General features: G+C 72.1%; 23 protein-coding genes and 2 pseudogenes. 12 read left to right on the top strand and 13 right to left on the bottom strand.

The window, feature by feature from the left end; all coding sequences use genetic code 11:
• Window positions 1-226 precede the first annotated feature (226 nt).
• From ACZ4YL_RS34370 to ACZ4YL_RS34360, 3 genes and pseudogenes are all read left to right on the top strand, one after another.
• A complete protein-coding gene (locus ACZ4YL_RS34370; RefSeq protein WP_468121739.1) occupies window positions 227-502 on the top strand; it encodes a hypothetical protein in 276 nt (91 codons plus the stop codon).
• 87 nt (window positions 503-589) lie between these two features.
• Window positions 590-802: pseudogene (locus ACZ4YL_RS34365) on the top strand (daunorubicin/doxorubicin resistance ABC transporter ATP-binding protein DrrA); the annotation flags it as partial.
• 92 nt (window positions 803-894) lie between these two features.
• Window positions 895-1,554, top strand: a complete 660-nt coding sequence (locus ACZ4YL_RS34360; RefSeq protein WP_468121737.1) for an ABC transporter permease — start codon at window positions 895-897, stop codon at window positions 1,552-1,554.
• A gap of 8 nt (window positions 1,555-1,562) precedes the next feature.
• Here the strand turns inward: ACZ4YL_RS34360 and ACZ4YL_RS34355 are convergent, their stop codons facing one another.
• On the bottom strand, window positions 1,563-2,606 hold the full coding sequence (locus tag ACZ4YL_RS34355) for a S66 family peptidase (protein ID WP_468121736.1): 1,044 nt from the start codon (window positions 2,604-2,606) through the stop codon (window positions 1,563-1,565).
• Window positions 2,607-2,894: 288 nt separating this feature from the next.
• Here ACZ4YL_RS34355 and ACZ4YL_RS34350 point away from each other — a divergent pair, with 288 nt between their 5' ends.
• Window positions 2,895-3,392 carry a C40 family peptidase gene (locus ACZ4YL_RS34350; protein ID WP_468121748.1) on the top strand — a complete coding sequence of 166 codons (498 nt, stop codon included), beginning with the start codon at window positions 2,895-2,897 and terminating at the stop codon, window positions 3,390-3,392.
• Here ACZ4YL_RS34350 and ACZ4YL_RS34345 read toward each other — a convergent pair.
• The 6 genes and pseudogenes from ACZ4YL_RS34345 to ACZ4YL_RS34320 form a co-directional block, all read right to left on the bottom strand.
• A complete protein-coding gene (locus ACZ4YL_RS34345; protein WP_468121735.1) occupies window positions 3,374-4,678 on the bottom strand; it encodes an MFS transporter in 1,305 nt (434 codons plus the stop codon). The genes ACZ4YL_RS34350 and ACZ4YL_RS34345 overlap by 19 nt on opposite strands.
• A 58-nt stretch (window positions 4,679-4,736) precedes the next feature.
• Complete coding sequence (locus tag ACZ4YL_RS34340; RefSeq protein ID WP_468121733.1) at window positions 4,737-5,333, bottom strand: MBL fold metallo-hydrolase; 597 nt, start codon at window positions 5,331-5,333, stop codon at window positions 4,737-4,739.
• A 95-nt stretch (window positions 5,334-5,428) separates the two neighbouring features.
• Entirely contained in the window at window positions 5,429-5,935 is a 507-nt protein-coding gene (locus ACZ4YL_RS34335) for a DinB family protein (RefSeq protein ID WP_468121732.1), read from the bottom strand.
• Between the two features lie 54 nt (window positions 5,936-5,989).
• Entirely contained in the window at window positions 5,990-7,162 is a 1,173-nt protein-coding gene (locus tag ACZ4YL_RS34330) for an epoxide hydrolase family protein (RefSeq protein WP_468121731.1), read from the bottom strand.
• Window positions 7,163-7,218: 56 nt separating this feature from the next.
• Window positions 7,219-7,305: pseudogene (locus ACZ4YL_RS34325) on the bottom strand (VOC family protein); the annotation flags it as partial.
• A 17-nt stretch (window positions 7,306-7,322) separates the two neighbouring features.
• Window positions 7,323-8,261 carry an MBL fold metallo-hydrolase gene (locus tag ACZ4YL_RS34320; protein WP_468121730.1) on the bottom strand — a complete coding sequence of 313 codons (939 nt, stop codon included), beginning with the start codon at window positions 8,259-8,261 and terminating at the stop codon, window positions 7,323-7,325.
• Window positions 8,262-8,363: 102 nt separating this feature from the next.
• On the opposite strand from ACZ4YL_RS34320, the gene ACZ4YL_RS34315 reads away from it, so the two are divergent.
• Window positions 8,364-9,482 (top strand): AraC family transcriptional regulator, encoded by a 1,119-nt coding sequence (locus tag ACZ4YL_RS34315; protein WP_468121729.1) that lies wholly within the window; start codon window positions 8,364-8,366, stop codon window positions 9,480-9,482.
• Window positions 9,483-9,533: 51 nt separating this feature from the next.
• Here the strand turns inward: ACZ4YL_RS34315 and ACZ4YL_RS34310 are convergent, their stop codons facing one another.
• Entirely contained in the window at window positions 9,534-10,277 is a 744-nt protein-coding gene (locus ACZ4YL_RS34310; RefSeq protein ID WP_468121727.1) for a TetR/AcrR family transcriptional regulator, read from the bottom strand.
• Between the two features lie 98 nt (window positions 10,278-10,375).
• On the opposite strand from ACZ4YL_RS34310, the gene ACZ4YL_RS34305 reads away from it, so the two are divergent.
• Both ACZ4YL_RS34305 and ACZ4YL_RS34300 read left to right on the top strand, forming a co-directional pair.
• The gene (locus ACZ4YL_RS34305) at window positions 10,376-11,638 is read left to right on the top strand and encodes an FAD-dependent monooxygenase (protein ID WP_468121726.1); all 1,263 of its coding nucleotides are present in this window, start codon (window positions 10,376-10,378) and stop codon (window positions 11,636-11,638) included.
• Between the two features lie 179 nt (window positions 11,639-11,817).
• Complete coding sequence (locus tag ACZ4YL_RS34300; protein ID WP_468121724.1) at window positions 11,818-12,462, top strand: ScbR family autoregulator-binding transcription factor; 645 nt, start codon at window positions 11,818-11,820, stop codon at window positions 12,460-12,462.
• 98 nt (window positions 12,463-12,560) lie between these two features.
• Here ACZ4YL_RS34300 and ACZ4YL_RS34295 read toward each other — a convergent pair whose 3' ends face one another.
• Both ACZ4YL_RS34295 and ACZ4YL_RS34290 read right to left on the bottom strand, forming a co-directional pair.
• Entirely contained in the window at window positions 12,561-13,697 is a 1,137-nt protein-coding gene (locus ACZ4YL_RS34295; RefSeq protein ID WP_468121723.1) for a hypothetical protein, read from the bottom strand.
• 238 nt (window positions 13,698-13,935) lie between these two features.
• Window positions 13,936-14,874, bottom strand: a complete 939-nt coding sequence (locus ACZ4YL_RS34290) for an alpha/beta fold hydrolase (RefSeq protein ID WP_468121721.1) — start codon at window positions 14,872-14,874, stop codon at window positions 13,936-13,938.
• 136 nt (window positions 14,875-15,010) lie between these two features.
• Here ACZ4YL_RS34290 and ACZ4YL_RS34285 point away from each other — a divergent pair, with 136 nt between their 5' ends.
• From ACZ4YL_RS34285 to ACZ4YL_RS34275, 3 genes are all read left to right on the top strand, one after another.
• The gene (locus ACZ4YL_RS34285) at window positions 15,011-15,616 is read left to right on the top strand and encodes a TetR/AcrR family transcriptional regulator (RefSeq protein ID WP_468121720.1); all 606 of its coding nucleotides are present in this window, start codon (window positions 15,011-15,013) and stop codon (window positions 15,614-15,616) included.
• Window positions 15,617-15,877: 261 nt separating this feature from the next.
• On the top strand, window positions 15,878-17,560 hold the full coding sequence (locus ACZ4YL_RS34280; RefSeq protein ID WP_468121718.1) for a glycosyltransferase family 2 protein: 1,683 nt from the start codon (window positions 15,878-15,880) through the stop codon (window positions 17,558-17,560).
• Between the two features lie 14 nt (window positions 17,561-17,574).
• Entirely contained in the window at window positions 17,575-20,607 is a 3,033-nt protein-coding gene (locus tag ACZ4YL_RS34275; protein ID WP_468121716.1) for an acyltransferase family protein, read from the top strand.
• Window positions 20,608-20,784: 177 nt separating this feature from the next.
• Here the strand turns inward: ACZ4YL_RS34275 and ACZ4YL_RS34270 are convergent, their stop codons facing one another.
• On the bottom strand, window positions 20,785-21,147 hold the full coding sequence (locus tag ACZ4YL_RS34270; RefSeq protein ID WP_468121746.1) for a subtilase-type protease inhibitor: 363 nt from the start codon (window positions 21,145-21,147) through the stop codon (window positions 20,785-20,787).
• A gap of 460 nt (window positions 21,148-21,607) precedes the next feature.
• Between ACZ4YL_RS34270 and ACZ4YL_RS34265 the strand changes: the two genes are divergently transcribed.
• Window positions 21,608-22,777 carry an alpha/beta hydrolase family protein gene (locus ACZ4YL_RS34265; protein ID WP_468121715.1) on the top strand — a complete coding sequence of 390 codons (1,170 nt, stop codon included), beginning with the start codon at window positions 21,608-21,610 and terminating at the stop codon, window positions 22,775-22,777.
• A gap of 131 nt (window positions 22,778-22,908) precedes the next feature.
• Here ACZ4YL_RS34265 and ACZ4YL_RS34260 read toward each other — a convergent pair whose 3' ends face one another.
• Window positions 22,909-23,880 carry a helix-turn-helix transcriptional regulator gene (locus ACZ4YL_RS34260; protein ID WP_468121713.1) on the bottom strand — a complete coding sequence of 324 codons (972 nt, stop codon included), beginning with the start codon at window positions 23,878-23,880 and terminating at the stop codon, window positions 22,909-22,911.
• Between the two features lie 136 nt (window positions 23,881-24,016).
• Here ACZ4YL_RS34260 and ACZ4YL_RS34255 point away from each other — a divergent pair, with 136 nt between their 5' ends.
• A complete protein-coding gene (locus ACZ4YL_RS34255) occupies window positions 24,017-24,412 on the top strand; it encodes a RidA family protein (protein ID WP_468121744.1) in 396 nt (131 codons plus the stop codon).
• Between the two features lie 131 nt (window positions 24,413-24,543).
• Here ACZ4YL_RS34255 and ACZ4YL_RS34250 read toward each other — a convergent pair whose 3' ends face one another.
• The gene (locus ACZ4YL_RS34250) at window positions 24,544-25,122 is read right to left on the bottom strand and encodes a GNAT family N-acetyltransferase (RefSeq protein ID WP_468121711.1); all 579 of its coding nucleotides are present in this window, start codon (window positions 25,120-25,122) and stop codon (window positions 24,544-24,546) included.
• Window positions 25,123-25,200: the final 78 nt, after the last annotated feature.

Here is a 25,200-nt window from a genome sequence, read left to right as displayed (position 1 = left end):
TTGTCTCGAGACCCCCTCCCCCCCCCCCCCCCCCCCCCCCCCCCCCCCCCCCCCCCCCCCCCCCCCCCCCCCCCCCCCCCCCCCCCCCCCCCCCCCCCCCCCCCCCCCCCCCCCCCCCCCCCCCCCCCCCCCCCCCCCCCCCCCCCCGCGCCGATATCGGGCTGCGACTGTCAGAGCGGGGTGGCAGGATCATCGGCGGTGATCCGACCACCTACAGGGGGCAGGGATGGGGAGCACGACGTTCGAGTGGCCGCGCGACGCGCAGGCACGGGACACGGCGGCGCTGGAGCTGTGGCTCGCCGTGCACGGCTGGGAGGTCGATCCGACGGTGTTCATGGCCGGCGGACTCGGCCCGGCCGTGCAGGTGCAGCCGATCGGCGGGGCGGGTCAGGACGGGGAGCCCGGGCTGCTGATCCTGCCGGGCGAGACCGTGGTGTACGCGCGGGACCGGATACGGGTCGCTCCCGGGGCCGCCGTTCCGGCCGCCTGCGGAACCTCGTAGGACCACCCTCCGCCGGTCGACCGGCATCCGCCCGCCGGGGCGGCTGTCGGTGGTGGGCGTCAGAGTGGAAGGGGTGCCGATTTCCGCGCGGCCAGTCTGGTCGGGCGGCCGCGGATCCTCTTCCTGGACGAGCCGACCACCGGGCTCGATCCGCGCAGCCGCGGTGAGGTGTGGGACATGCTGCGCTTGCTGGTGGCGGAGCTGCTGACCACGCAGTATCTGGACGAGGCCGACCGGCTCGCCGACAGCATCGTGGTGATCGACAACGGGCGGGTGATTGCCGGGGGGACGCCCGACGAGCGGGCCGCTCCGCAGGACGACGTCGAGGCAGGGGCCGATGCCGGCTCCGGTGACGACGCCGACGGCCCGTACGCGGAAGCAGGGAGTCCGTCATGACCGGCACGACCCTCACGGACAGCCTGGGCCGCGGCGGCCGGGTGAGGCCTCCGGCGGCCCTGCGGCAGACCGCCACCATGGCCTGGCGCAGCCTGGTCTCGGTGAAGCACAATCCGCTGGAGCTCGTCGACTACAACATCACGACCAAGGGCGTGTTCGACCGGCTTCGCAGCCTGCCGATCGCCCGTTCGGCTCCGCTGTTCGGCCGGATCGGGGCCGACCTGGCCAAACAGCTGTGGGCCATGCTCCTGATGATCGCGCTTGGCACGGTGCTGGGCTTCGAGATCACCGGCGGTCCTGCGGGCTTCCTCGGCGCGACCCTGCTGCTCCTGACGTTCGCGGCGGCCGTTTCGTGGGCGGCGGTACTGATCGGGATGAAGGCCGCGGACGCGGAGGAGGTGCAGGTCTTCGCCTTCACCTTCATCTTCCCGCTCACCTTCACGAGCACAGCGTTCGTCGAGGTCGACACCATGCCCGGGTGGCTCCAGGCCTGGGTCGAGGTCAACCCCGTGACGTATCTGTCGGACGCGTTCCGGGGGCTGCTGCTCGGTACGCCGGCGGGCGGGCCGATCCTCTGGTCGCTGCTCTGGGCGGCGGGCATCACCGCGGTCTTCATGCCGCCGGCGATGCGGGCCTACCGCTCCGACAGCCGCTGAGCCCGGGCTCAGTACGTGACGACGATCCGGCGTGCCGGGCCGTCCACGCGGATGTGGCCGCCGACGGGGATCACGAGCTGCGGGTCGGTGTGGCCGAGGTCGACGTCGAACACCACCATCGTGTCGGGGGCGTACCGGCGGAGGGCCCGTAGGACGGCCTCGCGCTGTTGCCGGCGGAAGTCCGCCTTGGCGTCGGCGTCGAGCCGGTTCTCGAACGACCAGCTCTTCGCCCTGCCCATGAGCAGCGCGGGGAACTGCCGCAGCAGCCCGCGTTCGCCCATGCCGCGCAGGATCCGGTAGACCTCTTCGGCGGGGGGCATCTCCTCGGAGGTCTCCAGGAACAGCACGTTGCCGGCGTAGGCCTCGACCGGTCGCGCCACGCGGTCGGCCATCAGCAGCCAGGAGATGATCTCCAGGTTGCCGCCCCAGCTGATGCCTTCGACGACCCGGTCGGCGTTGTGCCAGGACCAGCCGTCGGCAGGTTCCATGTACGGCTCGGATGCGAAGGTCTGCGGGTCCTCCCAGGGGCTGTTGACGTCCCCGTAGGCGCTTGCCGCGGTGAGCTCGTACTCGCCCGAGGTGAACAGCGCGGCCCGCAGGGAGGCGGCGGTCGACGGGTGCATCGCGCCGGGCCGTCCGAACTCGACCATGACCGATCCGCCGTGGTAGCCGACGATGCCCAAGTCCCGCAGGAACAGCAGCAGGTTGGTGTTGTCGCTGTAGCCGAGGAACGGCTTGGGGTGGGCGCGCAGCAGGTCGCGGTCGAGGTGGGGAAGGACGGTGATCTGGTCGTCGCCGCCGATGCTGGCGATCACCGCCTTGATGTCGGGGTCCGCGAAGGCCGCGTGGATGTCGGCGGCCCGCGCCTCCGCCGTCGCACCCATCGTCCGGGTCGTCGGGTATTCCACCGCCTTCAGCCCGAAGTCGTCCTGGAGTCTGCTCAGCCCCAACTCGTAGGGCAGCGGGAACAGACCGGGAAGGCCGGACGAGGGCGAAAGTACGGCGATCTGGTCTCCGGGGCGGGGCTTCACGGGGTAGCGGGGATTCTCCATCCGATGATCATAGAAGTCGGCGGATCCGGCCTCGCGTCGATTATCCGGGGCGAGCCCGCACCGGCGCCGCGGACCGGCGTGTCGGGCGCGCCCATATGGCGATCATTCAGCCCTATGATCTCGAATCGAATGCAAAATCGAGACAAATGAGACTGTGTCCCGCGTTGTTCGGCGGATCCCGTCGGAGAAAACTGGTCCGCCGTCAGAGCCATGACGTATCCGACCGAGAACAGGACCCCGACCACTGATCTGACTCGGTATCTGCCAACCGATTGCGGAGGTGTCACGATGCCCTGCTTCAGGACCGACTTCCGAGGGGCCCCCAAGGGCCTCCTCCCCACGTGTTGTTGCCCCAGAGCCCGCGCCATTCTCTCGCTGCTGCTCCTGACGGCCGCCGTAACGACCGGCCCCGCAGCCCCGGCGCACGCCGCCGCCCCGTATGGCGCCAGAGCCGTCGCGGTGGCCGCCTCCAAACAGGGCTCGCCGTACGCCTACGGCGCCACCGGCCCCAAACGCTTCGACTGCTCGGGCCTCACCCTCTACGCCTTCAAGAAGGCGGGCAAACGGCTTCCACGGACCGCCGAGCAGCAGTACGAGCACACCCGCCACATCCCCGAGGCCGATCGCGCGGCCGGGGACCTGGTCTTCTTCCCCAGCGGTGCGACCATGACCCACGTGGGGATCTACGCCGGCGACGACCGGATCTGGCATGCCCCACGCCCAGGCACCCGGGTGCGCCTGGAGCGGATCTGGAGCACAGCGGTCCGCTACGGGCGCGCCACCTGATCGGGCGACCGGCCGGTCCGGCTCCTCCGGTCCTGGTCTCCCGCCGCCGCCGCCGCGGCGGCCGGACCCGGGTCCGCGGGCATCCTGCGTACCGCCCACACGCTCGGGGCGAGCAGCAGCACCAGGCTCGCCAAGGTGATCAGTACGGCACTCCAGAGAAGGACGGACTCCGTACCGAGGGAGGTCGCCGCGGCGCCCACGACGAGGTAGCCCAGCGGCACGGACATGAGCTCACCGGCCGAGCTGAAGGAGCTGACCCGCCCGAGCACCTCGGACGGGAGCTGCTCCTGCACGGCGGTGTTCCAGCACACGATCGCGATGTCGAGGCCGATGCCCGCCATGACAGCCGCCCCGGCCAGCACGGCGAGCGGCGCGCCCCAGGCGAGTGCGAGGAAGGGCAGCGCGAGAGGCAGGTTGGCGCATACGCAGACGACCATGATCCTGGATGGCTTCCATTTGAGTGAAACGATTCCACCCAGCAACAGGCCCGCCGCGAATGCCCCCTGGACGATTCCCCATGAAGGAGCACCCAGATGACTGTTCCGGGCCATGACGGGGCCGAGGAGCTGATAGCCGCCGAGCCAGAGGGCGACGACCACGGTGCCGGACAGCGTGTAGGACCAGATCCAGAAGAGACGGGAGAACTCTTTCCAGCCATCCTTGAAGTCGCGGAAGACTGAAGCCGTGGTCTTGACGGGTCCGGACACGTCGAGACGGCTGCAGAGGAGGGCCGCGACCGCGAAACTGGCGGCGTCCCAGCCCAGGGTCAGTTCCGGGCCGACGAGGGCGACGAGGGCGCCGCCGACCGTCGGCGCGAGAATGCGGATGAGGTTGCCAGGCAACCTCATCAGCGCGTTCGCCTGCTGCAGCTCGCCGGGATCGACGAGCTGCGGCAGCAGGCTGTTCATGGCGGGCTGGGTCAGCGCCGACGCACAGCCCGCCAGCGCCGCGAACAGGGCGATCCGGCCGGTGGTGGCCGTTCCCGTCGCCACGAGCAGTGCGACGCAGCCCTGGGTGACGGCCGGCAGCACATTGCCGATGACGATGACCCGTCGGCGGGAGAACCGGTCCGCGATCACTCCTCCGACGAGGAGCAGGACGACCTGCGGGGCGGTGTTGGCGGCGAGGACGACCGCCAGGGACGCCGGGCTGCTGTCGAATCCGAAGACGGCGAAGGCCAGGGCCACGGGGGCCATCGCCGTGCCGCTCATCGAGATCAGACGTGCCAGGAGGAATAATCTGAACGGCTTGTGCCGCAGCGTGGAGAGGGATCCCTGTCGAACCATTCGACGGAGACTATCCTGCTCCGCCGCAGGTGGCGGGGCCAGGAAGGGGTCCGGCGCCTCAGAGCGATTCGCCGGGCCTCAGGTAGCGGTAGCCGTGCGAAGTCTCCTCACCGAGCCAGCCGTTGACGCTGCTGAGACCGCGGTCGTTGATCTGCGCGTCGTGAATGGCGAACGCCCGCCGTGGGTTCACGGCCTTGACGAAATCGATGGCCTCCACCACTTTCAGCCACGACCCCTGTGCCGGCACGAGCAGCGTCTCGATCTCCTGCCCGGGCACGTGCAGCGAGTCACCCGGGTGGTAGACCGCGTCCTCGACGACGTAACCGAGGTTCGCGCAGTCGGGTTGGCCGCCGTAGATGAAGGCATGGCGGCCGCCGACCGCCCGTATGCGGAAGCCCGCGGCGGTGAACTCCGTACCGGAGGACACCCCGATGACGTCCAGCTGCGGGATGTCCGCCTCGGCGGGGGCGTAGACCGGTACGCCGAGCGCCGCCAGGCGCAGCACGTCGACGTGGTCGGTGTGCTCGTGGGTCACCAGCACGGCGTCCGCGCCGGCCAGGGCCGCTGGTTCGCTCCACGTGCCGGGATCGATGACGAGAACCCGGCCGTCCTGCTCGATCCGGACACATGCATGGGTGTACTTCGTGATCAGCATGGCTTCGGACCGTACCGTGCCGGGACCTGCCGCGGCACGGTCATTTCCGGGTCGTTCCGGGGTCATTTTCGGGTCGTTCCGGGGTCATGCCCGGGTCATTCCCCGGTCGTCCCGTCGATCGCCTCGCGCAGCAGGTCCGCGTGCCCGTTGTGGCGGGCGTACTCCTCGATCATGTGGGTCAGGATGTAGTGCAGCGAGTACGGCTGGTCGCCGAAGTTCCCCGTCACGTCGAGGGACTCGGCCGCGTCCACGATCGCGCGCGACCGCTTGCACGTCTCCTCCCAGATCCGGAACGAGCCGGCCACGTCCGCGTCCTCGACGTGGAACTCCGTCCACTCCCCCGCCTCGTTCTTCGGGAAGTAGCCCCGTACGTCCTCCCCGGCCAGGACGTTGCGGAACCATCCGCGCTCGACCTCCGCGAGGTGACGCACCAGCCCGAGCAGGCTCAGCCCGGACGGGGCCACCGCCCGCATGCGCAACTGGTGGTCGCTCAGCCCCGCGCACTTCATCATCAGGGTGTCCCGCTGCCACTGCAGGACACTGGTCAAGGTGGCGCGTTCGTCGCCGGTCAGCACGGGCCGGGTCCGCTGTTCATCGATCACCGGGCGATCATCACATCCGGTCCGCGCCCCGGCCCACCCGTTTTCACATGCCGGTCAGCGCAGTTGCCGGAAGAAGGCGCGGATGTCCCCCACCAGCAGCTCGGGCACCTCCATGGCGGGGAAGTGGCCGCCCCGGTCGTACGAGGTCCAGCGCACGATGGTGTCGGTGCGCGCGGCGATGTGGCGCAGCGGGATGAAGTTGTCCCGGGGGAAGTCGGCCAGTGCGGTCGGGGTCCGCGACACCTCGGGCGGCCGGCCGGCGTACGCGGCGTGGGCCCGCTCGTAGTAGATGCGGGCCGCGCTGCCGGCCGTTCCGGTGAGCCAGTACAGCATCACATTGGTCAGCATCTGGTCCCGGTCCACCGGGCACGCGGGGTCGCTCCACTCGGTGAACTTCTCCGCGATCCAGGCGAGCAGCCCGACCGGCGAATCGTTGAGCCCGTACGCGAGGGTCTGCGGCCGGGTCGCCTGGATGTCGGCGTACCCCTGCCGCTCGCGCGCCCAGATCCGGTACCGCTCCCAGGAGGCCAGCGTCCGCTCCTGTTCGGCGGGGGACAGCGCGGCCAGTTCCTCCGGCCGGGGTTCGGCGGTGGCCCCGCCTCCGGGCAGCAGGTTCAGGTGCACCCCGATCACGTGGTCCGGCCGGATCAGCCCGAGTTCGCGCGAGATCGCGGCCCCCCAGTCGCCGCCCTGCACCCCGTACGACCGGTGGCCGAGGCGGTCCATCAGCACGCCGAAGGCCCGGGCCACCCGCTTGAACTCCCAGCCCGTCTCGGTCGTGGGCCCCGAGAGGCCGAAGCCGGGGATGCTCGGCAGCACCAGGTGGAAGGCGTCCGCCGGGTCGCCGCCGTGCGCCCGGGGGTCCGTGAGCGGGCCCGCGACGCGCTGGAACTCCACCGGCGAGCCCGGCCAGCCATGGGTCATCAGCAGTGGGGTCGCGTCCGGCTCGGGCGAGCGGACGTGTGCGAAGTGCACCCGCGCGCCGTCGATGACCGTGGTGAACTGCGGCCACTCGTTCAGCCGGGCCTCGGCCGCCCGCCAGTCGTAGCCCTCGCGCCAGTAGCCGACGAGCTCCCGCATCCGGGCGAGCGGCATCCCGTACGCCCAGCCGACCCCGGGCAGCTCGTCGGGCCACCGCACCCGGCCCAGCCGCTCCTGCAGGTCGTCCAGCTCCCCCTGACCCACATCGAGCCGGAACCCGCGCAACCGCCCGTCAAGATCACTCATGCCCCGCATGCTAGGGGGTGTGTTGGCGGTCAGAACGGGTCGGGGCGGGCCTTGAAATCGTCCCCTTCGCGACCGAGCACCACGAAGTCCAGGGCCTCGCGCCAGAATCGCGCCCGCGCCTCGGGGGCACGGCAACCGAGCACGAGCTCACCTCGGGAGGTCAGGAGTGCTGCGGGGCGGCCGTGTCGTCGGAGGGGGGCCAGGAGGCCCAGCGGGCGGGGGCGAAGGTGCCGGCGGTAGCGCGGATGTTCAGGGCGCCCGGGCCGGCGAAGTGGGCCGGGACGACCAGTTCCCGCTCGTCCGCCGCCCGTTGCAGGACGCGGCGGCGGCTGGCCGCCGCCTGTACCGGGTCCAGGCAGAAACAGCTGTTGCAGGAGGGCTGGACGATCTGCACCGGGCTGTGCATGAGATCGCCGACGAACACGGCCCGCTCACCTTGGGAGTCCAGACGCAGGACGGACGAGCCGGGAGTATGGCCGGGAGCCGCCTCCAGGGTGAGGTGTTCGTCGATGCGGTGGGCACCGTCCCACAGCACGGCCTGTCCGGCCCGGTGGATGGGCGCGACGCTGTCCTCGTGGACCAGGCCGTCGTCCGGGCCTCGGCCCTTTCCCGAGGAGTTGCCCGGCCCGAAGTGGAAGTCGTCCGCCGCAGGGATGAGGTAGCGGGCGCGGGGGAACGTCGGGACCCATTCTCCGCCCACGTCGTGGGTGTTCCAGCCGACGTGGTCGGCGTGGAGGTGGGTGTTGACCACGACGTCGACGTCCTCCGGGTGGACGCCGACGTCGGCCAGGGCTCCCAGGAAGTCGGTCTGCCAGTGGTGGAAATGGGGGGTGTGGGGGCGTTCGCGGCCGTTGCCGACCCCGGTGTCGATCAGGACGGTCTGGCCGGCACTGCGCAGGACCCAGGACTGCAGGGCCATCACCGCCTGGTCCTGCTCCGGCTGCCAGTGGTCCGGTGCCAGCCAGTGCCTGTTGTCCTGCCACACCGCGGCGGAGTCCGGCACCAGGTCGCGGGGGGAGGTGAAGAAGCCCTGCCACTCGCGGACCCGGATGACCTCGACATCGCCCAGCCAGATCGACTGCTTGTTCTCATTCGTCATGCCACGACCCTAGAAAGAAGCCGGTGAGCCCCTCAATGCCCGCCCGGCTCACAGCAATACGCAGGCGTCTCATACCAGGCGGCGGTCCGGTAGCGTGACGGGATGGACGTGGTGAGCGATGCGATCTCGACCGTACGGATCGGGCGGCCCTCCTCGCAGCGGGTTCGGGTGAACGGGAGTTGGTGCGCCCGTCTCGACCCGTACGACGGCGCCGGGTTCCACATCGTGCTGGAGGGCAGCTGCTGGCTGCTGCCCGACGGAGGCGGTGCGCCCCTGTCACTGGGCGTGGGGGACGCGGTGCTGCTGCCGCACGGGGCGGGCCATGTGATCGCCGACCGTCCGGCCGGTGCGCGGGAGATCGAGCGGGCGGTGCCGTTCGGACAGTGGGACGCGGTACGCACGACAGGCGTACCGGGTGCGGCAGCTGGAGCGGGCCCGCGCGGGGGGCCGGGAGCCGGGGGTGGAGGACCTGGCGGGCCTGGCGGGCTCGGGGGCGCGCCGGACGGGGTGGGTGTGGCGGCTGGAGCGGGGGCCGGTGGCGGTGTGGTGGAGATGCTGTGCGGCAAGTACCGGCTCGACCGCAGCCGGGCGCATCCGCTGATGGCGGAGCTGCCGCAGATCGTGCACCTGCCGTCCCGGGTGGGGGCGCGGCCCGAACTACGGTCCGCCATCGACCTGCTGGGCCGTGAGCTGGGCGAGCAGCGGCCCGGTTCCGGCATCGCGGTGCCCGGCCTGCTCGACCTGCTGCTCGTCTACATGATCCGCTCCTGGGTGGCCGAGGGCGGGAGCGGGACGTGGCCGGCGGTGCTGGGCGATCCGGTGGCGGCCGGCGCGCTGCGGGCCCTGCACGCGGACCCGGCCGCGCCGTGGACCAACGAGCGTCTGGCGGCGCAGGTCGGGGTGTCCCGGCCCACCCTGGCCCGGCGTTTCACCTCCCTGGTGGGCCGGCCTCCGATGGCATACCTGACGTGGTGGCGGCTGAGTCTGGCCGCGGCGGCCCTGCGCGAGTCCGAGGAGCCGCTGGCCGCGGTGGCGCGGCGGGTCGGCTACGGCAGCCCGTACGCCCTCTCGCACGCCTTCAGCCGCGAGTTCGGCACCACACCCGGCCGCTACCGGGCCCAGGGCCGGCCGGAAACAGGCCCGGAAACAGGCCCGGAGACGGAAGCCGGAGCCGGGACCGGTGTCTCGGCGGTGGTCAGCGAGGGGCCTTTCGCAGGGTGAGGAAGGTATGGACGCCCTGCCGCACCGTCCCGGCCTGTGGCGTGCGTGACGTCAGTTCCCTCCCGCGCGGCGGGTCATCAGCAGTTCGAGCCCGTCCAGGATGCGATCCAGCCCGAACTCCAGGGCCTGGTCCCGCCCGCCGTGTTCCGCCGCCGAGGCCAGTGCCGCCCCGAGTGCGGGGAACCGCTCCCCGTGCGCGTGCATCATCTCGCCCAGCATCGCCGCGAGTTGGGCATCCGGGCCCTCCCCCGCGGCCCCGGACCCGGCTCCCGCGCCGGCGGCCCGCTCCTGCTCCGCGATGCCGCGTACATGCCCGGCGAGCAGCACCACCGCGTCCATCGCCTCCGCCCCGGTCAGCCCACACCCGTCGAGCGCGGCGAGCGCCCGCTCCATCCACTCCAGCTCCCGCGGGCCCATGACCCGTACGCCGACGGTCGCCTCCAACAGCCACGGGTGGAGCCGAAGGCCCTCCAGCAGCCCCCGCGCCCACTCCTCAAGCCGCTCCCGCCAGGGGCCGCCCGTCGGCTGCGCCACCGCGGGCATGGCGCCCTCCACCATCAGCGCGACCAGTTCGGCCTTCCCCGGCACGTACCGGTACAGGGCCATCTTGGTGACGGCCAGCTCCGCGGCCACCCGCTGCATCGACGCGCCGCCCAGGCCCTCCGCGTCGGCGATCCCGATACCCGCCCGGGCGATCCCCTCCAGCGTGAGCCCCCGCTTCGGTCCGCGCGCGGGCCCGGCAGGGGGCGGCCCCCACAGCAACCGCACGGCCGGGCCCCACTGATCGCTCGCCATCGCTTTCCCCTTGCGCTCGCACGGAAACTGCGTCTACCGTACACGGTATCGAATCAGTATCCGTAGGACACAATTAAATCTCAGGCCGGGAGTCCCCCATGACCGCACTGCCCGACCAGACCGGCGGCCCGCGCCCCGCGGCCCGTACCGTCCTCATCTCGGGCGCCGGCGTCGCGGGCCCCGCCCTCGCCCACCGGCTCGGCCGCCACGGCCTGCGCCCCACCGTCGTCGAGGTAGCCCCCGCCCTGCGCCCGGGCGGCCAGGCCGTCGACTTCCGCGGCGGGACCCAGCTCCACGTCCTTCGGCGGATGGGGATCCTCGACGCCCTCCACCGCGTCCGCACCGGCGGCAGTCCCATGACCTTCGTCGATGCCGGTGGCCGCGAACTCCTGCACCTGCCCGCCGAGTTCGCGGGCGGCGACATCGAGGTCCTGCGCGGCGACCTCTCCCGGATCCTCTACGAGGCCTCGCTCGCCGCCGGCGCCGAGTACGTCTTCGGGGACTGCATCACCTCCCTCACCGAGACGGCCACTGGCGTCGACGTCACCTTCCGCCACGCGCCGCCCCGCACCTTCGACCTCGTCATCGGCGCCGACGGCCTCCATTCGAACGTCCGGCGCCTCGCCTTCGGCCCGGATGCCGACCATGTCACCCACCTCGGCCACTACGCCGCCACCTGGAGCCTGCCCAACCACCCGGACCTGGACCTGGACCTGCGCCCGGGCACCGGCTCCATCGGCCACAACACCCCCGGGCGCCTCGCCAGCGTCGCTGCAGACCACACCGACCCCGCCCGGGCCCGCGCCTTCCTCGTCTTCGCCTCCCCCGAGCTCGCGTACGACCGCCATGACGCCGCGGCCCACAAACGCCTCCTGCGCGGGGCGTTCGCGGGCCTGCCCTGGAAGGTGGACCGCCTCCTCGACTCCCTCGGCACCGCCGACGACCTCTACTTCGACTCGATCAGCCGCGCCGACTCCCCCGTCTGGTCCGCCGGCCGCATCGCCCTCCTCGGTGACGCCGCCTGCGGCGCGACCATCGGCGGGATGGGCACCGGCACCGCGGTCCTCGGCGCGTACGTCCTGGCCGGTGAACTCTCCCGCTCGCCCGGGGACCACCGGGCCGCCTTCACCCGCTACGAGTCCCTGCTGCGTGCCTACGCCCAGGACCGCCAGAAGGGCGGAGACCGGACGGGCCGCTTCCTCGCCCCCTCGTCGAAACCGGGCCTGCGCCTGCGCAACACCCTGCTCAGCAGACGACGCATCCTCACCTGGATGCTCAAGGCGGCGAAGGACGCCACCGCACTCGCGCTCCCCGACTACCCCGACCGCCCGGCCAACTCGCCTTCGACGCCGGTCCATTGACGTCCAGAAGCGTTCGCCGCCGAAAAAGAATCACGCAAAGAACCACACAACTCCCCGAACCGCTCACCGTCTCAGCAAAAAAGTACCTGCCGACTGGTTTCGTTTCGCATTGCCCGACTACATTGACGGCACACCGCGGCGAACACCGCTCGGGCAGTGACCAAAGGGACGAGCAAAACGTGGCGAGGGCCAGACAGGAGCGGGCCGAGATCACCCGCCAAGCCATACTCGACGGCGCGGCGACCGCCTTCGATCACGGCGGGTTCGAGGGCACCAGCCTCAGCGACGTCGTCAAGCACGCCGGAGTCACCAAGGGCGCCCTCTACTTCCACTTCCCGTCCAAGGAAGCCCTCGCCCGCACCCTGATGGACGAGCAGTTCCAGGTCTCCGAACACCTCCCCGCCGTCGAGAACCCGGGCCTGCAGACCGTCATCGACCTCACCCACCGGATGGCCCACGGCCTGCGCACCGACGTCCGCATCCGCGCCGGCATCCGCCTGGTCATCGAGTTCGGCTCCTTCACCCATCCCGACCCGACCCCCTACGACGCCTGGATCGACACCTGCCGCAGCTGCCTGACCCCCGCTCAGCAGCGCGGCGACATACACCCGTCGCTCGACGTCCAGGACCTCTCGGCCCTGCTCGTCGGAGCCTTCACCGGCATCCAGGTCACCTCGCACGTCCGCACCCGCCGCGAAGACCTCCACACGCGCGTCACCGACCTGTGGAACTTCCTCCTCCCCGCGATCGTCCCCCCGCAGCGCATCACCCGCTTCCACGCCACGGGCACGCCCGAGGCGGCCCCGCCCTCCCCCACCCGCTGACGCAGGACGGCCTCGCACACGCCGTGGCGAACCACGGGGGTGCTCGCCACGGCGTGCCCGAGACCGCCCTGCCCCGAACGAAACGAACCGCACCGGCCCTACGGCCGGGGGCTCTCCAGGACGTAAGCCTGCTTGGACGCACAGGTCCAGATCACCGGCCGGACCCGGTTCTGCGCGTCCAGCGCGGCTCCGCCGACCCGGTCGTCGTCCGTGACGGCGAAGGCGGCGGTGAACAGGGACGGGCCCAGCCCGGGCAGGACGCGCACCGGCCCCCGGCCGGTCCAGTACTGCGCCCGGGCTCCCGGGCTGTCCGGCGGGCGCGGCGACGCGTAGGTGAACTCGGCCAGGCCGACCGCGACGCCGGTGTTCGGGCTGATCGAGTCGAACGTTCCGCCGATCGCGCCGCGTGCCCAGGGTGCGTACACCGGAAGGGCGTCGGGTCGGTTCCACACCACGGCGAACTCCGCGCTGCCGGGCCCCGTCCACCGCCGCGCGTAGCCGACGATCCGGCCCGAATCGTCGATCGCCCGGGTGACGTAGGTGTCCCCCGTGTCGTCGACGGGCCCCAGCACCGAGGGCGCCGAGTCCGGGTACGCGGGCCAGTAGAACCCCGGGACGACGAGGAACTGGGCGCCGGGGCGGGGTTCCTGCGCCCGCCCGTTGCCCGAAACCTGCCCGGCGTTGTTGAGGCCGGACGTCTCGTGGAGCTTGTATCCGGCGGGCGGGGGCAGTTCGCGGCGGAGCCTGTCCCCCGACCATTCCACGCCGATGGTCCGGTTCTGGGCGGCGTCCCAGAGACTGCCGACGATGACGCCCCGGTCGTTGACCCCGCTCGCCTCGTCCCCGCCGGGCAGTACGGTGATGGCGGGATCGCCGTGCCGGTAGCTGAACGCCTTGCTGCCCTCGCGGGTGGTCACCTGCCCGACCATGAGGCCGGACCGGTTGACGTCCACGACGCGGCCCGTACCGGAGCCCGCGGGGACCGGCACCGCGTACACCCGTTCCCCGATCCAGTACGCCGGCTTCATGCCGGACATACCGACCGCCAGGTGCGAGTGCCCCGGTGCGATGGCCGTGACCTGGGTGCGGCGCACCCAGGGGCTCGGATGCGGATCGTCGGTGCCGGGCAGCGCCTGAAGGACCTGGATGGACGGCTTGCAGGGTGCGGCGGTTCCCCCCGCGGCCGCCTGCGCGGGAGCCGTCATACCGAGGGCGGCGAGGAAACTGCCCGCCACCGCGAAGCCCGTGCGCCTCGTACGCCCCGTACGTCCTGCACGCCTCGTGTTTCTGGTGCGTCGTGTTCTCGTTGTCATGAATCCCCCCGGATCACGTCACGTGGAAGCCGAATCGCAGGGGGACATCCTTGCCCCACCGGACCGGGATGAACAGCGACGATCCGGACGATCGACACATCACTTCCGGTCCTGCCCACGGAATCCGGAGGCACCGGCCGGGCTCAGGCACCGGCCGGGCTCAGGCACCGGCGGGAGCGAGGGAGTCGACGTCCTCCATGAAGCTCAGCATCCGCGCGTTGACCAGGTCGGGGTGGTCGATCTGCGGGCCGTGGCCGGTCGCGGCGACGATCTCGGCGCGGGCGCCGGGTATCAGGCGCGGCACGCGTTCCAGCTGGCGCTTCGGGTGTACGAGCAGGCTGCGCTTGCCCAGGACGAGGTAGAGCGGGGTGCGGATGGAGCGCAGCGCGTCCTCGGCCAGCGGCAGGGGTGCGGGGCGTCGGATCCGGAAGGCCCGGGCACCCAGCTGGACCCACTTGCGCAGCTCGGGCACGACGATGACCGGCTGCTCCAGCCAGGCGGCGAGGCGCGGGCGCAGCGCCTTGGGGGCGAAGCTGGCGAAGAGGCTGACGAAGACCCAGGCGAAGAAGCGCAGGCCCACCTTCTCCAGGCCGCCGGGGTCGAGGAGCGTGACGGAGGCGAGCCGGCCGGGCCGGCGGTGCGCCTGGTTGAGCACGAGCCAGCCTCCGTAGGAGGAGCCGACGAGGTGGACCCGGTCGAGGCCCAGTTCCTCCAGCGCCTCGTCGAGCCACTGGGCCGCGCGCTCGGGCTGCCACATGGGTTCGCGGTGGACGCTGCGGCCGGCGTCGCCGGGGGTGTCGAGCGCGTAGACGGGGCGTTCGGCGCTGAGTGCGGGGGTGTTGGGGTACCACATGGCCGAGCAGTACCCCGCGCCGTGGATCAGGACGACCGGGGTGCGGGACTCGGCGGCCGGGTCGTCGGGTCCGTAGCGGTAGACGTGCGTGGTGCCGAAGCTGGTCTCGACGTCCGTCTCGCAGCGGGCGGGTGCGCCCATCGCGTAGAGCGCGTCGCCCGCGGCGAAGTACCGGTCGCGCAGCTCATCGTTCACATAGCGGCCGACGTCGCGGCGCGGACGGGTTCGGCTGGTGTTCTCGGGCACGGGGCACCTCCGGTCTTCGAAGATCCATTCTTCGTAATACGAACGTACCATAACGATGGTACGGCGGTACCATGAAAGAGTCCGGGGGTCCGGACCACGGACGCGAGCGCACCACCGACGGGCGGAGAGACGACACATGCCGAAGCGCGTGGACCATGAGGAGCGGCGCGCCCAGATCGCCGAGGCGCTCATCCAGGTGGCCGGGCGGCGCGGACTGCACGCCGTGGGCATGCGCGACGTCGCGGCGGAGGCGGGGGTGTCGCTGCGACTGGTGCAGTACTACTTCGAGACCAAGGAGAAGCTGCTCTTCTACGGACTCCAGCACCTCACCGACCGCTTCACCGCGCGCGTGGGCGAGCGCCTGCGCGCCGTCGGCCCGAACCCCGGCCCGCGCGCGACCATCGAGGCGCTGCTGCTGGCCTCCCTCCCCACCGACGAGGAGGGCCGCACCTTCCACCTCCTCTACAGCTCGTACTCGATCCTGTCCGTCACCGACGAGGCCCTCGCCGCCCAGCCGTTCATCGACAACCCCGACGCCGCGGAGAACGCCGTCGCCGGCCTGCTCCGACAGGCACAGGAGAGCGGCCTGGCCGACCCGGACGCCGACGCGCGCACGGAGGCGATCAGCCTGCTGGCCATGACCGCGACCATGGGCACCAGCATCCTGGTGGGCCAGCGGAAGCCCGAGTCGGCCGTCGCGGTGCTCCACCACCACCTCGACCGGATCTTCACCACCGCCTGACCCTCCGGGACCCCGCACCCGGCTGGCACGGACCCGGCCGCCCCGGCGAGTTCCAGGACTGTTCACCCCCACGTGACCCGCGCCTCCCCGGACCCGCCCGGCGCGGCCGGTCGAATGGCGACCAAGAGGTCTGGACCATTGAAGTCGCGCCAATCCGTGGCGCATTGGCTCCGGTGCCACACTCTCGCAACAATTGGTCTATACCTTTACTACTAGGATGGGCCACCTGAAACGGGTACATGCACAGCCGTGGGGGGCTTTATGACCTTTCATCATCTTCCGCAACCACCATCCGACGAAGAGCTCTACTGGTACTTCGGACCGCAGCGCCGCTGGGTCCTCGTCAGTACCTCGCTCGCCTTCGTGTTCACGGCGGCGACCATGTTCACCTTCGCCCTGCGGACACCGGCCCTGTGGGCATTCCTCGCCGTCCTCGGGCTCAACCTCGTCGCCCTCGCCCTCTCCTCCGTCAACAGCCTGCGCCAGCGCCGGCTCACCCGGCAGTCGCACGAGGTGCTCGTCCACGCCTGGCGGCCCGCCGCCCTGCCGGACGTCGATCTGTACCTGCCCACCTGCGGTGAGCCGCTCGACGTCCTGGCCAACGCCTACCGCGCGGTTACGGCCGTCGACTGGCCCGGCGCGCTGACCGTCTGGATCCTGGACGACGCCGACCGGCCCGAGGTCGCCGCGCTGGCCGCCTCGTACGGCTACGAGTACGTCGTACGACCCGACCGGGGGCACCTGAAGAAGGCCGGCAACCTCAACCACGCGCTCACCCTGAGCAGCGCCGAGTTCATCGCGATCCTGGACGCGGACTTCGCCCCGCGGCCGGACTTCCTGCGCCACCTCGTGCCCTACCTGGCCGACCCGGCCGTCGGCATCGTGCAGAGCCCGCAGTGCTTCGACACCGACGAGACCATGGGGTGGATCCAGCGGGCCGCCGGCTCCGCGCAGGAATGGTTCTTCCGCTGGATCCAGCCGTCCCGGGACGCGAGCGACGCCGCCATCTGCTGCGGCAGCAACGCCGTGTACCGGCGCAGCGCGATCGACCTGGCCGGCGGCTTCGCCCGGCTCGACCACAGCGAGGACCTGTACACCGGGCTCGCCCTGCACGAGCAGGGGTTCCGCACCCAGTACGTGCCGGTACTGGTCGCCAAGGGCACCTCGCCCGACCGGGTCACCTCCTTCGTCAACCAGCAGTACCGGTGGGCGATGGGCAACCTCCACCTGATCGGCACGCCCGTGCTGCGGCGGATGCGCGCGCCCTGGCGGATGCGGCTGTGCTTCTACGAGGGCATCGTCGGCTATCTGACCACTGCGGTGAACACCTTCGCGGCGCCGCTGCCGCCGCTGGTGATGATGTTCTGGTTCCCGGACCACATCCGGCCCTGGCACGTACTGCCCCTGCTCGCGCCGCTGTGGCTGTGGCACGTGCTGCTGCCGCGGATCAGCCGCACCCGCTGGCGGGTGGAGGTCATCCGGGCGAACGTCCTGACCAGCGTGGCCGCCGCGACCGCGTTCGCGCACACGCTGCGGGGGCGCAGCGCCGCCTGGGTGCCCACCGGCGCGCGAAGTGCGGGGGCTCCGGGCGGGATGGCCCGCCGGGTGATCGCCGTCTCGCTCGGCTGGCTCGTCCTCTCCAACGGCGCCGCGGCCACCGGTCTCGCCCTGGCCGTGGCCCGCAACGGCTGGGAGCCCAACTGGGGGCTGCTCCTCTACCTGCTGGTGCAGTGCCAGATCAACGTCCCGCTGATCCGTGACCTGGTGGCCGAACTGCACCCGGCCGCCGGGCCGGTGCGCGCCCGGGTACGGGCCGCGCTGCGCCCGCGCGGTGGCGTGCTGCCGCGCCGCTGGCCCGAGACCGTCGCCGCTTCCGCGGTCCTCCTGCTGACCGGCCTGCTGGCATCGGGGTGGGTCGACCCGATGCTTCCCTGGCTGAGCTGAAAGGCACCATCCGCATGTCCTTCCTCGTCACACCCGGCCGGCGCCGGCCCCGCGGGGGCTCCGCCCCGAGGGCCGGAGAGCTGCCGTCCGGCTCCCGTTCCGGCCATGAGTCCGGGCCGAGCCCGCACCGGTCCGCCTTCCGGCCCGACATCGAGGGGCTGCGCGCGGTCGCCGTCCTCGCGGTGCTCGCCTTCCACGCCGGCCTTCCCTGGACGAGCGGCGGTTTCGTCGGCGTGGACGTCTTCTTCGTCATCTCCGGCTACCTCATCACCGGCCTGCTGGTCCGGGAGGCGATCACCACCGGCCGGATCCGGCTCGGTGACTTCTTCTCCCGGCGGGCCCGGCGGCTGCTGCCCTCCGCCGCCGTGGTGCTCGCCGCGGTGGCCGTCGCCGGGGCCTGGCTGACCGTACCGCTGCGGCGCGCCGACATGGAGTACGACGTCGTCGCTGCGGCCCTGTCCTTCGCCAACTGGCGGTTCGTGTCGCAGCGGACCGACTACCTCGCCGCCGGGCACGACCAGAGCCCGCTGCTGCACTTCTGGTCCCTCGCCGTCGAGGAGCAGTTCTACCTGTTCTGGGCCCCGCTGCTGGCGGTGCTGGTGCTGTGCGCGGCCCGGGCGGTCCGCCGGGGCCGGGCCGTACGGCTCGTCGTGATGCTGGCCGCCGCCCCGCTCGCCCTGGCCTCGTTCGCGCTGGCGGTGTACTGGACCGGGCACTCCGTCTCCCTCGCGTACCTCGGAACTCCCTCACGGGTCTGGCAGTTCGGCGTCGGGGCGCTGCTCGCCCTGCTGCCCTGGCACCTGATGCGCGGTCCGCGACCCCTGCGGCTGCTGTGCGGCTGGGCCGGGGCCGCGGCGATCGGCTGGTGCGTCGTGTCGTACGACGCCGGGACCCCGTACCCCGGATACGCGGCGCTCGTGCCGACCCTGGCCACCGCCGCCGTGATCCTCGCCGCGATACCCGGCCGGGGCGAGCGGCACACCCCGGGCACGTGGGACGTGGGGCGGCTGCTGGCGGGGCGGGCGCCCCGGGCCGTCGGGCGGCTCTCCTACACCCTGTACCTGTGGCACTGGCCGGTGCTCGTCCTCGCCGAGGCCCGGCTCGGCACGCTCGGCTGGCCTGCGAAGACCGCACTGACCCTGGCGGCCGTACTGCCGGCCCTGGCCACCATGCGCTGGGTGGAGCAGCCGCTGCGCCGCAGCCGTACGGTCTCCGAACTCCCCCGCCGCGGACTGTCGGTGGGCGTGTCGTCGATCGTGCTGCCGGTGGTCCTCGCGCTGGTGGTGGGTACGACGACGCTGCGCGTGCTGGGCCCGGCCGGCCCGGTGGACACGCAGGGGCTGCCCCCGGGCGCAGCCTCGGGTCCCACCCTGCTCGCCCGGACGGCCGGTACGCCGCTCGTCGACGGGCCGGTGGTGCCGAGTCCCGCGCAGGCCCGGGGGGACTTCCCGCCGGACGGGGCCTGCGAGGTCGCCCCGGCCGAGACGCGCAGCCCGGACTGCCTGTTCGGCGCGGTGGACAGCCCGGACCGGATCGTGCTGCTCGGGGACTCGCACGCCGGGCAGTGGTTCTCCCCGATGCTGGCGCTGGCCTCGCAACGGGGCTGGGCGCTGCAGGAGCTGGTGAAGCAGGGCTGCCCGCTGCCGGAGCTCGCGGTGGACAGCCCGCAGCTCGGCCGCGCCTACCGGGAGTGCGACACCTGGCGGGCGGACTCCCTGGAGCGGCTGCGGCAGCAGCCGAAGCCCCGCCTCATCGTGATCGCCTCGCTCAACCGGTACACCGACGACGCGAAGCTGCTGGCCGAGGCCTGGGAGAAGACCCTGACGCCGCTCCGGGCCCTGGGGGCACCGATCGTCTACGTCGAGGACACGCCCGTACCCGGCAGGGACATCCCGGCGTGCGTGTCCGGCAGTCCCGGATCCCCGGCCGACTGCGCGTTCAGCCGCACGGACGCCCAGCTGCCGGATCCGCTGGCGCGGCGGATCGCGTCCGGCACCCTGCCCGGCGTACGGAGCGTCGGCGTGAACCAGGTCCTGTGCCCGGGCGACGGGCCGACCTGCCCGGCCGTGCTCGACCGGATCCTGCTCTACCGGGACGACGCCCACCTGACCAACGCGGCGGCCGTGGTCCTGACCGACCGGCTGGAGCGGCTGTTCACGGAAGCCGGTCTGCTGCCCGCCGCGGGTGGAGCGGCACCGGGGACGGCCACGGGGGCGCCGGGGGCGGACGGGTGGACGCGGCTGCTGCGCGACGACTTCGACGGCCCGGCGGGCGCCCGTCCGTCGGCCACCGACTGGATCCACGACATCGGCACCTGCTACCCGGGCTGCCCCGCGCCGCGGTGGGGCACCGGCGAGGTCGAGACCATGACCGACTCGACCGACAACGTCCGCCTCGACGGGAAGGGTGCGCTGGAGATCGTGCCCACCCGCAAGGACGGGCAGTGGAGTTCGGGGCGGATCGAGACGCGGCGCTCCGACTTCGCGCCGCCGCCCGGTGGGGTCCTGCGGATCGAGGCGTCGATCGCCCTGCCGGACGTGACCGGGGAGAAGGCGGCGGGATACTGGCCGGCCTTCTGGACCCTGGGGGCACCGCTGCGCGACGGGTACACGGGGTGGCCGGGGGTCGGGGAGCTCGACGTCATGGAGTCCGTGAACGGGCGGGACACCGTCTTCGGGACGATGCACTGCGGTGTACTGGAAGGCGGCCCGTGCCGGGAACCCGCCGGCCTGACCTCCGGTCCGCAGCCGTGCGAAGGCTGCCGTACGGCGTTCCACTCGTACGCGGTCGAGGTCGACCTCGCGCCCGGCGCGCAGGAGGTCCGCTGGTATCTGGACGGGCGCGTGTACCACCGGGTGACCGCCGACCGGATGGACCCGGGGACGTGGAAGGCGGCCGTCGACCACGGGCTGTTCCTGATCCTCAACGTGGCGGTCGGTGGCAGTCTGCCGCTCGCCGACGGCGCGAGCGCGGGTCCGGCCACCGAGCCGGGCCATGCGATGCGGGTGGACCACGTCACCGTCTCGGCCCGGGAGCGGAACACGTAGCGGTGTAGAGGTACAGACCTGTGAAGGAAGGGGGCGCCTCGCTTCCGGGCCGGGAACGGTCCGGAAGCGGGGCGCGCTCCACGGGGTGCCCTGAGCACGCCCGGAGCACGCCCGGCACAGGTCCGGCCCAAATCCGGCACAGGTCCGACGCGGGTCCGACGCGGATCCGACGCGGGATCAGAACGCGAAGAGGGCGTTCCCGTTGAGGGTCACGGACATCACGCAGGTGTTGGAGAAGGTGTGCTTCCAGGCGACGCGGCTGCCCTTCCACACACCGTCGGCGGTGACGGTGACCGGGGCGTAGTGCATGGGGCAGGCGCGGTCCGGGTTCGGCGAGGCCAGCAGGCGGTCCAGCGCTCCGTCGGTGGAGTTGAGGGTGGTGCAGGCGGCCTGCGGGTCAGGGTGGGTGCCCAGCGCCGTCGGGGCGCAGCTGAGGGTGACGGCCCGGACGGCGGTGGAGGTGGCGACGTCGTCGCCCTGTGCGACGGTGAACACCAGGGCGGACGGGGCGTACAGGCTGGAGGGCTGGGCGGCTGCCATGCCGGTGGCACCCACCAGACAGAGGAGCGTGGCGGCGGAGGCAGCTGCGATGCGGTGACGCACGACGGAACTCTCTTTCGATTCAAAGGTTGAACGCGATATTTGGTTTCGATATCGCGCCGTTGCGGGATCAGACTGTCTGACACAAAGACAAGTCGCACACTCAGGACCGATTTACGGACAGAGCATCCGCATACCGGCGAACGAATGGTCGTTCGGGCAGCTCACAGGGGGCGCCCCCACCCCGTCGCCGCACCCCGATGCCGGTCACACGGCCCGCGACGTGCGGCCCCACCCCTCCCTGACCTGCCGCCGGCCGCACACGGTTCACCCGACGGCCACTCAGCTTGACCGAATACGGATGTCCGGACCCCCCCAGCGCCGCACCCGGCCGGCCCAACTCCACGACATCTCATTGAAGTTAGGCAAGCCTTGCCTAAAAATGCCCTACGATGCCGGCATGAAGAAGATCATCCGCGTGCTGACGGCTGTGGCGACCGGTCTGGTCCTCGCCGCGCCCGGCACGCTCGCCACGCCCGCCGTGGCCGCGTCCACCCCGGCCGGCGTCTCCAGACTCGAACTCCCGAGGCCCACCGGCGACTTCGCCGTGGGCCGCGACACCCTCCACCTGGTGGACCGGGAGCGCAAGGACCCCTGGGTGCCCACGGCCGACCGGGAATTACTCCTGTCGCTCTACTACCCTGCGCTCGCACACACCGGAACTCCCGCTCCCTACATGAGCGTTCCCGAGGCCAAGGCGCTGCTGACCGACCGGGGGCAGCTCGGCGAGTACGTCACTCCCGAACGCGTTGCGGCCACCCGGATGAACGCACGGACGGGCGCGCTGCCCCGGCCCGCCGCGAGCCGCTACCCGCTGATCGTGCTCTCCCCCGGCTTCACCATGCCCCGCTCCTCGCTGACCACCCTGGCGGAGGACCTCGCCGGCCGCGGGTACGTCGTCGCGGCGGTGGACCACGCGTACGAGTCGGACGGCACCGTCTTCCCCGGCGGCCGGATGCTGACCTGCAAGGCGTGCGAGCAGGTGTTCCCCGACGGGTCGCTGCACCGGGTCTCCGACGGCCGGGCCCGTGACATCCCGTTCGTCCTCGACCGGCTGACCGGCCCGCGCCCGGCGTGGCGGTACTCCTGGCTGATCGACCCCCGGCACATCGGCATGGCCGGGCATTCGATCGGCGGTGCGGCCGCATCGGCCACCATGGCCGTGGACCCGCGCGTGGACGCCGGGGTCAACATGGACGGCACCTTCTTCACGCCCGTACCCCAGGCCGGTCTCGGCGGACGGCCCTTCCTGATGCTCGCCGGTGACCCCGCGCTGCTGCCGCCCGACTTCCCCGACACCTCCTGGGAGGACGGCTGGCCCCGGCTGGACGGCTGGAAGCGCTGGCTGACCGTCACGGGGGCGGGGCATCCCGGTTTCACCGACTGGCCCGTACTGGGCGACCAGGTCGGGTACCCGCACCCGGAGACACCGCTGTCGGGCACCCGCTCCCAGCAGATCACCCGGGCGTACGTCGGCGACTTCTTCGACCTGCACCTGCGCGGGAAGCCGGCGCCGCGCCTGGACGGTCCGACGGCGGCCGACCCCGAGGTCGTGTTCCACCGCAGCTGACGCCGTGCACGGGGGCACCCGCCCGTCCCGGCGGGTGCCCCCGTGGCCACCCCGTTCTCCCTGAGGCCGGGGCGGATCCCAGCGCCGCTCCGGCGTGCTCCGCGGCTCGGCTGCGCGCCTCGCGGCAGGGCTCAGGACGGGTCCGCGTAGCGGGCGGCCAGCGCGGCGGCACGGTCGCGCAGGGCGGTGCGCAGCGACGGCGGGGTCAGGGCTTCCGCGTCCGTCCCGAGCTGCCACAGTGCCCATTCGGCATGTCGTGAATCCTGGAAGGTCAGCTCCAGCCGCAGCCGGCCGTCCGGGTCGGGTTCTTCGGCGCGGACGGCGACCGCGGTGTCCAGCAGGTCCTCCCGCCGCGCCGGGTCGACCCGTACCAGCACGGTGAGGTGGCCGTCGCTGAGGAACCGCGCGGAGCGTTCCCGCCAGATCCGGTCCAGATCGACCCGGTTCGGGCGCTGTGCCGCTTCGGGGAGTTCCTCGGCGGCCAGCACCCGTGACAGCCGGTAGGTACGGTCCGCACCGGATCGCGTGGCCAGCAGGTAGACCCGGTCGCGTACGGTCACCAGGCCGATCGGGTCCACCGTGCGCCACTGCGGTGGCCGGCCGGCGGCCGCGTAGTGGATGCGCAGCTTGTGTCCGGCGAGCACCGCGCGCCGGACCTGGATCATCGTGGTGCCGGGTACCTCGTCGGTGACCGGCCGGCGTGAGAGCAGGTCGGTCTCCGGCTCGACGAGAAAACGCTGGGCCGCGTCGCTCGCGGTGGACCGGTGCCTCTCGGGCAGCGCGTCGACCACCTTGCGCATCGCCGAGGCGAGCGCCGGGCCGAGGCCGAACACCTGCTCGCCGCGCCCCGATCCGGCGGCCAGCAGGGCCAGGGCCTCGTCGTGGTTCAGTCCGGTGAGCTCGGTCCGGAAACCGGGCAACAACTCGAAACCGCCGTGCCGGCCGCGTTCGGCGTAGACGGGAACGCCGGCCGCCGACAGTGCCTCGATGTCGCGCAGCACGGTACGGGTGGATACCTGCAGCTCACGGGCCAGCGTGTCCGCGGTCAACCGACCGCGCCGGCGCAGCAGCAGCACCAGTGAGACCAGCCGGTCGGCGCGCATGCGGGAACCCTAACGAAATACCTGACCAAGGGTGTCGTGATTTGTTGGGAGGCTCGTCCACACGACGTCGAGGCCGGCGGGTGCCGAGCCGGTGGACGTACGTACTCCCGATGAATCGAATGGAGCTGACGTGGCGATGGAACGAACGGCGGTCAACCCGGCGACGTGGTCGGTGGAGATGGGGTTCAACCAGGGTGAGGTCGTCTCCGGGCACACCCGGACCCTGTACATCTCGGGGCAGACCGCGATGAGCGGAGACGGCAAGCCCCGGCATGACGGTGACATGGCGGCGCAGTTGAAGCTGAGCATCGACAACCTGGAGGCCGTGCTCGGTGAGGCCGGCATGGCTCTCGCGAACCTCGTGCGGCTCAACGTCTACACGACCGACGTCGATCTGCTCTTCCGGCACTACGGCGGGCTGGCGGCGCGGTTGGGCGCCGCCAGGGTCGCGCCGACCACCACGATGCTCGGGGTGACCCGACTGGCGATCCCCGGCCAGCTGGTCGAGCTCGAGGGCACCGCCGTCGCCTGATCCGGCCGGGACGCGATCCTGCGGGGGATCGGGGCTCCTCGGTGGACGACGGTCGCCGCTCGGACGCGTGCGGCGCGCCCCCGGTTCCGGGGCGCCCCGCACGCGTGCGGTGCGACTTAAGATCGTCCGGCCTACCCGTCGAGCCCACCGGACCGGCCGGTAGGGCCGGCCGGCGTGAGCGGGGAGTGCACGCCGAACCACTGCTCGGCGCCGTACTCCTCGAACCTCTCCACCTCGGTGAATCCCAGCTTCGCCGCGAGGCGCATCGCGCGGTCGTTCGCGGTCTGGGTGCAGAGGACCACCGGCTCGCCCGGAAGCGCGGCGGCGAACCAGTCGAGTGCCGCCGCGCACGCCTCGGCGGCGTACCCGTGTCCCCACGCCTCCGGGAGGAACATGTAGCCGAGTTCGGCCTCTCCGGCCTCTGGGCGGACGTGACCCGGGCGCTCTGCGTCGCGCCGATCGAGCGTGATCATGCCGATCATCGCTCCGCCGGCATCGATCACGAAGAAGCCAGGGCGCCGCCCGGGCACCTCGGGTACCGCGCGTTCCAGCTCGGCACGCGGTCGAGGGCCGCCGACGTAGGTGCCCACCTCCGGCGATGCGAACAGCTCGACGAACGCCGCACGGTCCCGGGCCTCGGACTGGCGCAGTACGAGGCGTTCGGTCCTGATCGGGGCAGGTGGCCAGGTGTCAGCTCCGAGTCTGGTCATGACGGCCAGCCTATCGCAGGCCCGTACGAGTGATCCGAGGGTCGAGACCGCAGGACCACGAGGGCGTCGGCCCGGCGG

The organism is Streptomyces sp. NPDC030021, assembly GCF_055574035.1.
The sequence above is the reverse complement of the archived record's forward strand: the minus strand, read 5'-3'. Positions and strand labels throughout refer to the sequence as shown.

Bases quoted from the DNA above. Each gene is read 5' to 3' on its own strand.
- ACZ4YL_RS34350 (WP_468121748.1), top strand. From the start codon at position 2,895: ATGCCCTGCTTCAGGACCGACTTCCGAGGGGCCCCCAAGGGCCTCCTC.
- ACZ4YL_RS34330 (WP_468121731.1), bottom strand. From the start codon at position 7,162: ATGAGTGATCTTGACGGGCGGTTGCGCGGGTTCCGGCTCGATGTGGGT.
- ACZ4YL_RS34305 (WP_468121726.1), top strand. From the start codon at position 10,376: ATGACCGCACTGCCCGACCAGACCGGCGGCCCGCGCCCCGCGGCCCGT.
- ACZ4YL_RS34360 (WP_468121737.1), top strand. From the start codon at position 895: ATGACCGGCACGACCCTCACGGACAGCCTGGGCCGCGGCGGCCGGGTG.
- ACZ4YL_RS34260 (WP_468121713.1), bottom strand. From the start codon at position 23,880: ATGCGCGCCGACCGGCTGGTCTCACTGGTGCTGCTGCTGCGCCGGCGC.
- ACZ4YL_RS34255 (WP_468121744.1), top strand. From the start codon at position 24,017: ATGGAACGAACGGCGGTCAACCCGGCGACGTGGTCGGTGGAGATGGGG.
- ACZ4YL_RS34270 (WP_468121746.1), bottom strand. From the start codon at position 21,147: ATGGCAGCCGCCCAGCCCTCCAGCCTGTACGCCCCGTCCGCCCTGGTG.
- ACZ4YL_RS34285 (WP_468121720.1), top strand. From the start codon at position 15,011: ATGCCGAAGCGCGTGGACCATGAGGAGCGGCGCGCCCAGATCGCCGAG.
- ACZ4YL_RS34340 (WP_468121733.1), bottom strand. From the start codon at position 5,333: ATGCTGATCACGAAGTACACCCATGCATGTGTCCGGATCGAGCAGGAC.
- ACZ4YL_RS34355 (WP_468121736.1), bottom strand. From the start codon at position 2,606: ATGGAGAATCCCCGCTACCCCGTGAAGCCCCGCCCCGGAGACCAGATC.
- ACZ4YL_RS34280 (WP_468121718.1), top strand. From the start codon at position 15,878: ATGACCTTTCATCATCTTCCGCAACCACCATCCGACGAAGAGCTCTAC.
- ACZ4YL_RS34370 (WP_468121739.1), top strand. From the start codon at position 227: ATGGGGAGCACGACGTTCGAGTGGCCGCGCGACGCGCAGGCACGGGAC.
- ACZ4YL_RS34320 (WP_468121730.1), bottom strand. From the start codon at position 8,261: ATGACGAATGAGAACAAGCAGTCGATCTGGCTGGGCGATGTCGAGGTC.
- ACZ4YL_RS34315 (WP_468121729.1), top strand. From the start codon at position 8,364: ATGGACGTGGTGAGCGATGCGATCTCGACCGTACGGATCGGGCGGCCC.
- ACZ4YL_RS34310 (WP_468121727.1), bottom strand. From the start codon at position 10,277: ATGGCGAGCGATCAGTGGGGCCCGGCCGTGCGGTTGCTGTGGGGGCCG.
- ACZ4YL_RS34250 (WP_468121711.1), bottom strand. From the start codon at position 25,122: ATGACCAGACTCGGAGCTGACACCTGGCCACCTGCCCCGATCAGGACC.
- ACZ4YL_RS34265 (WP_468121715.1), top strand. From the start codon at position 21,608: ATGAAGAAGATCATCCGCGTGCTGACGGCTGTGGCGACCGGTCTGGTC.
- ACZ4YL_RS34345 (WP_468121735.1), bottom strand. From the start codon at position 4,678: ATGGTTCGACAGGGATCCCTCTCCACGCTGCGGCACAAGCCGTTCAGA.
- ACZ4YL_RS34275 (WP_468121716.1), top strand. From the start codon at position 17,575: ATGTCCTTCCTCGTCACACCCGGCCGGCGCCGGCCCCGCGGGGGCTCC.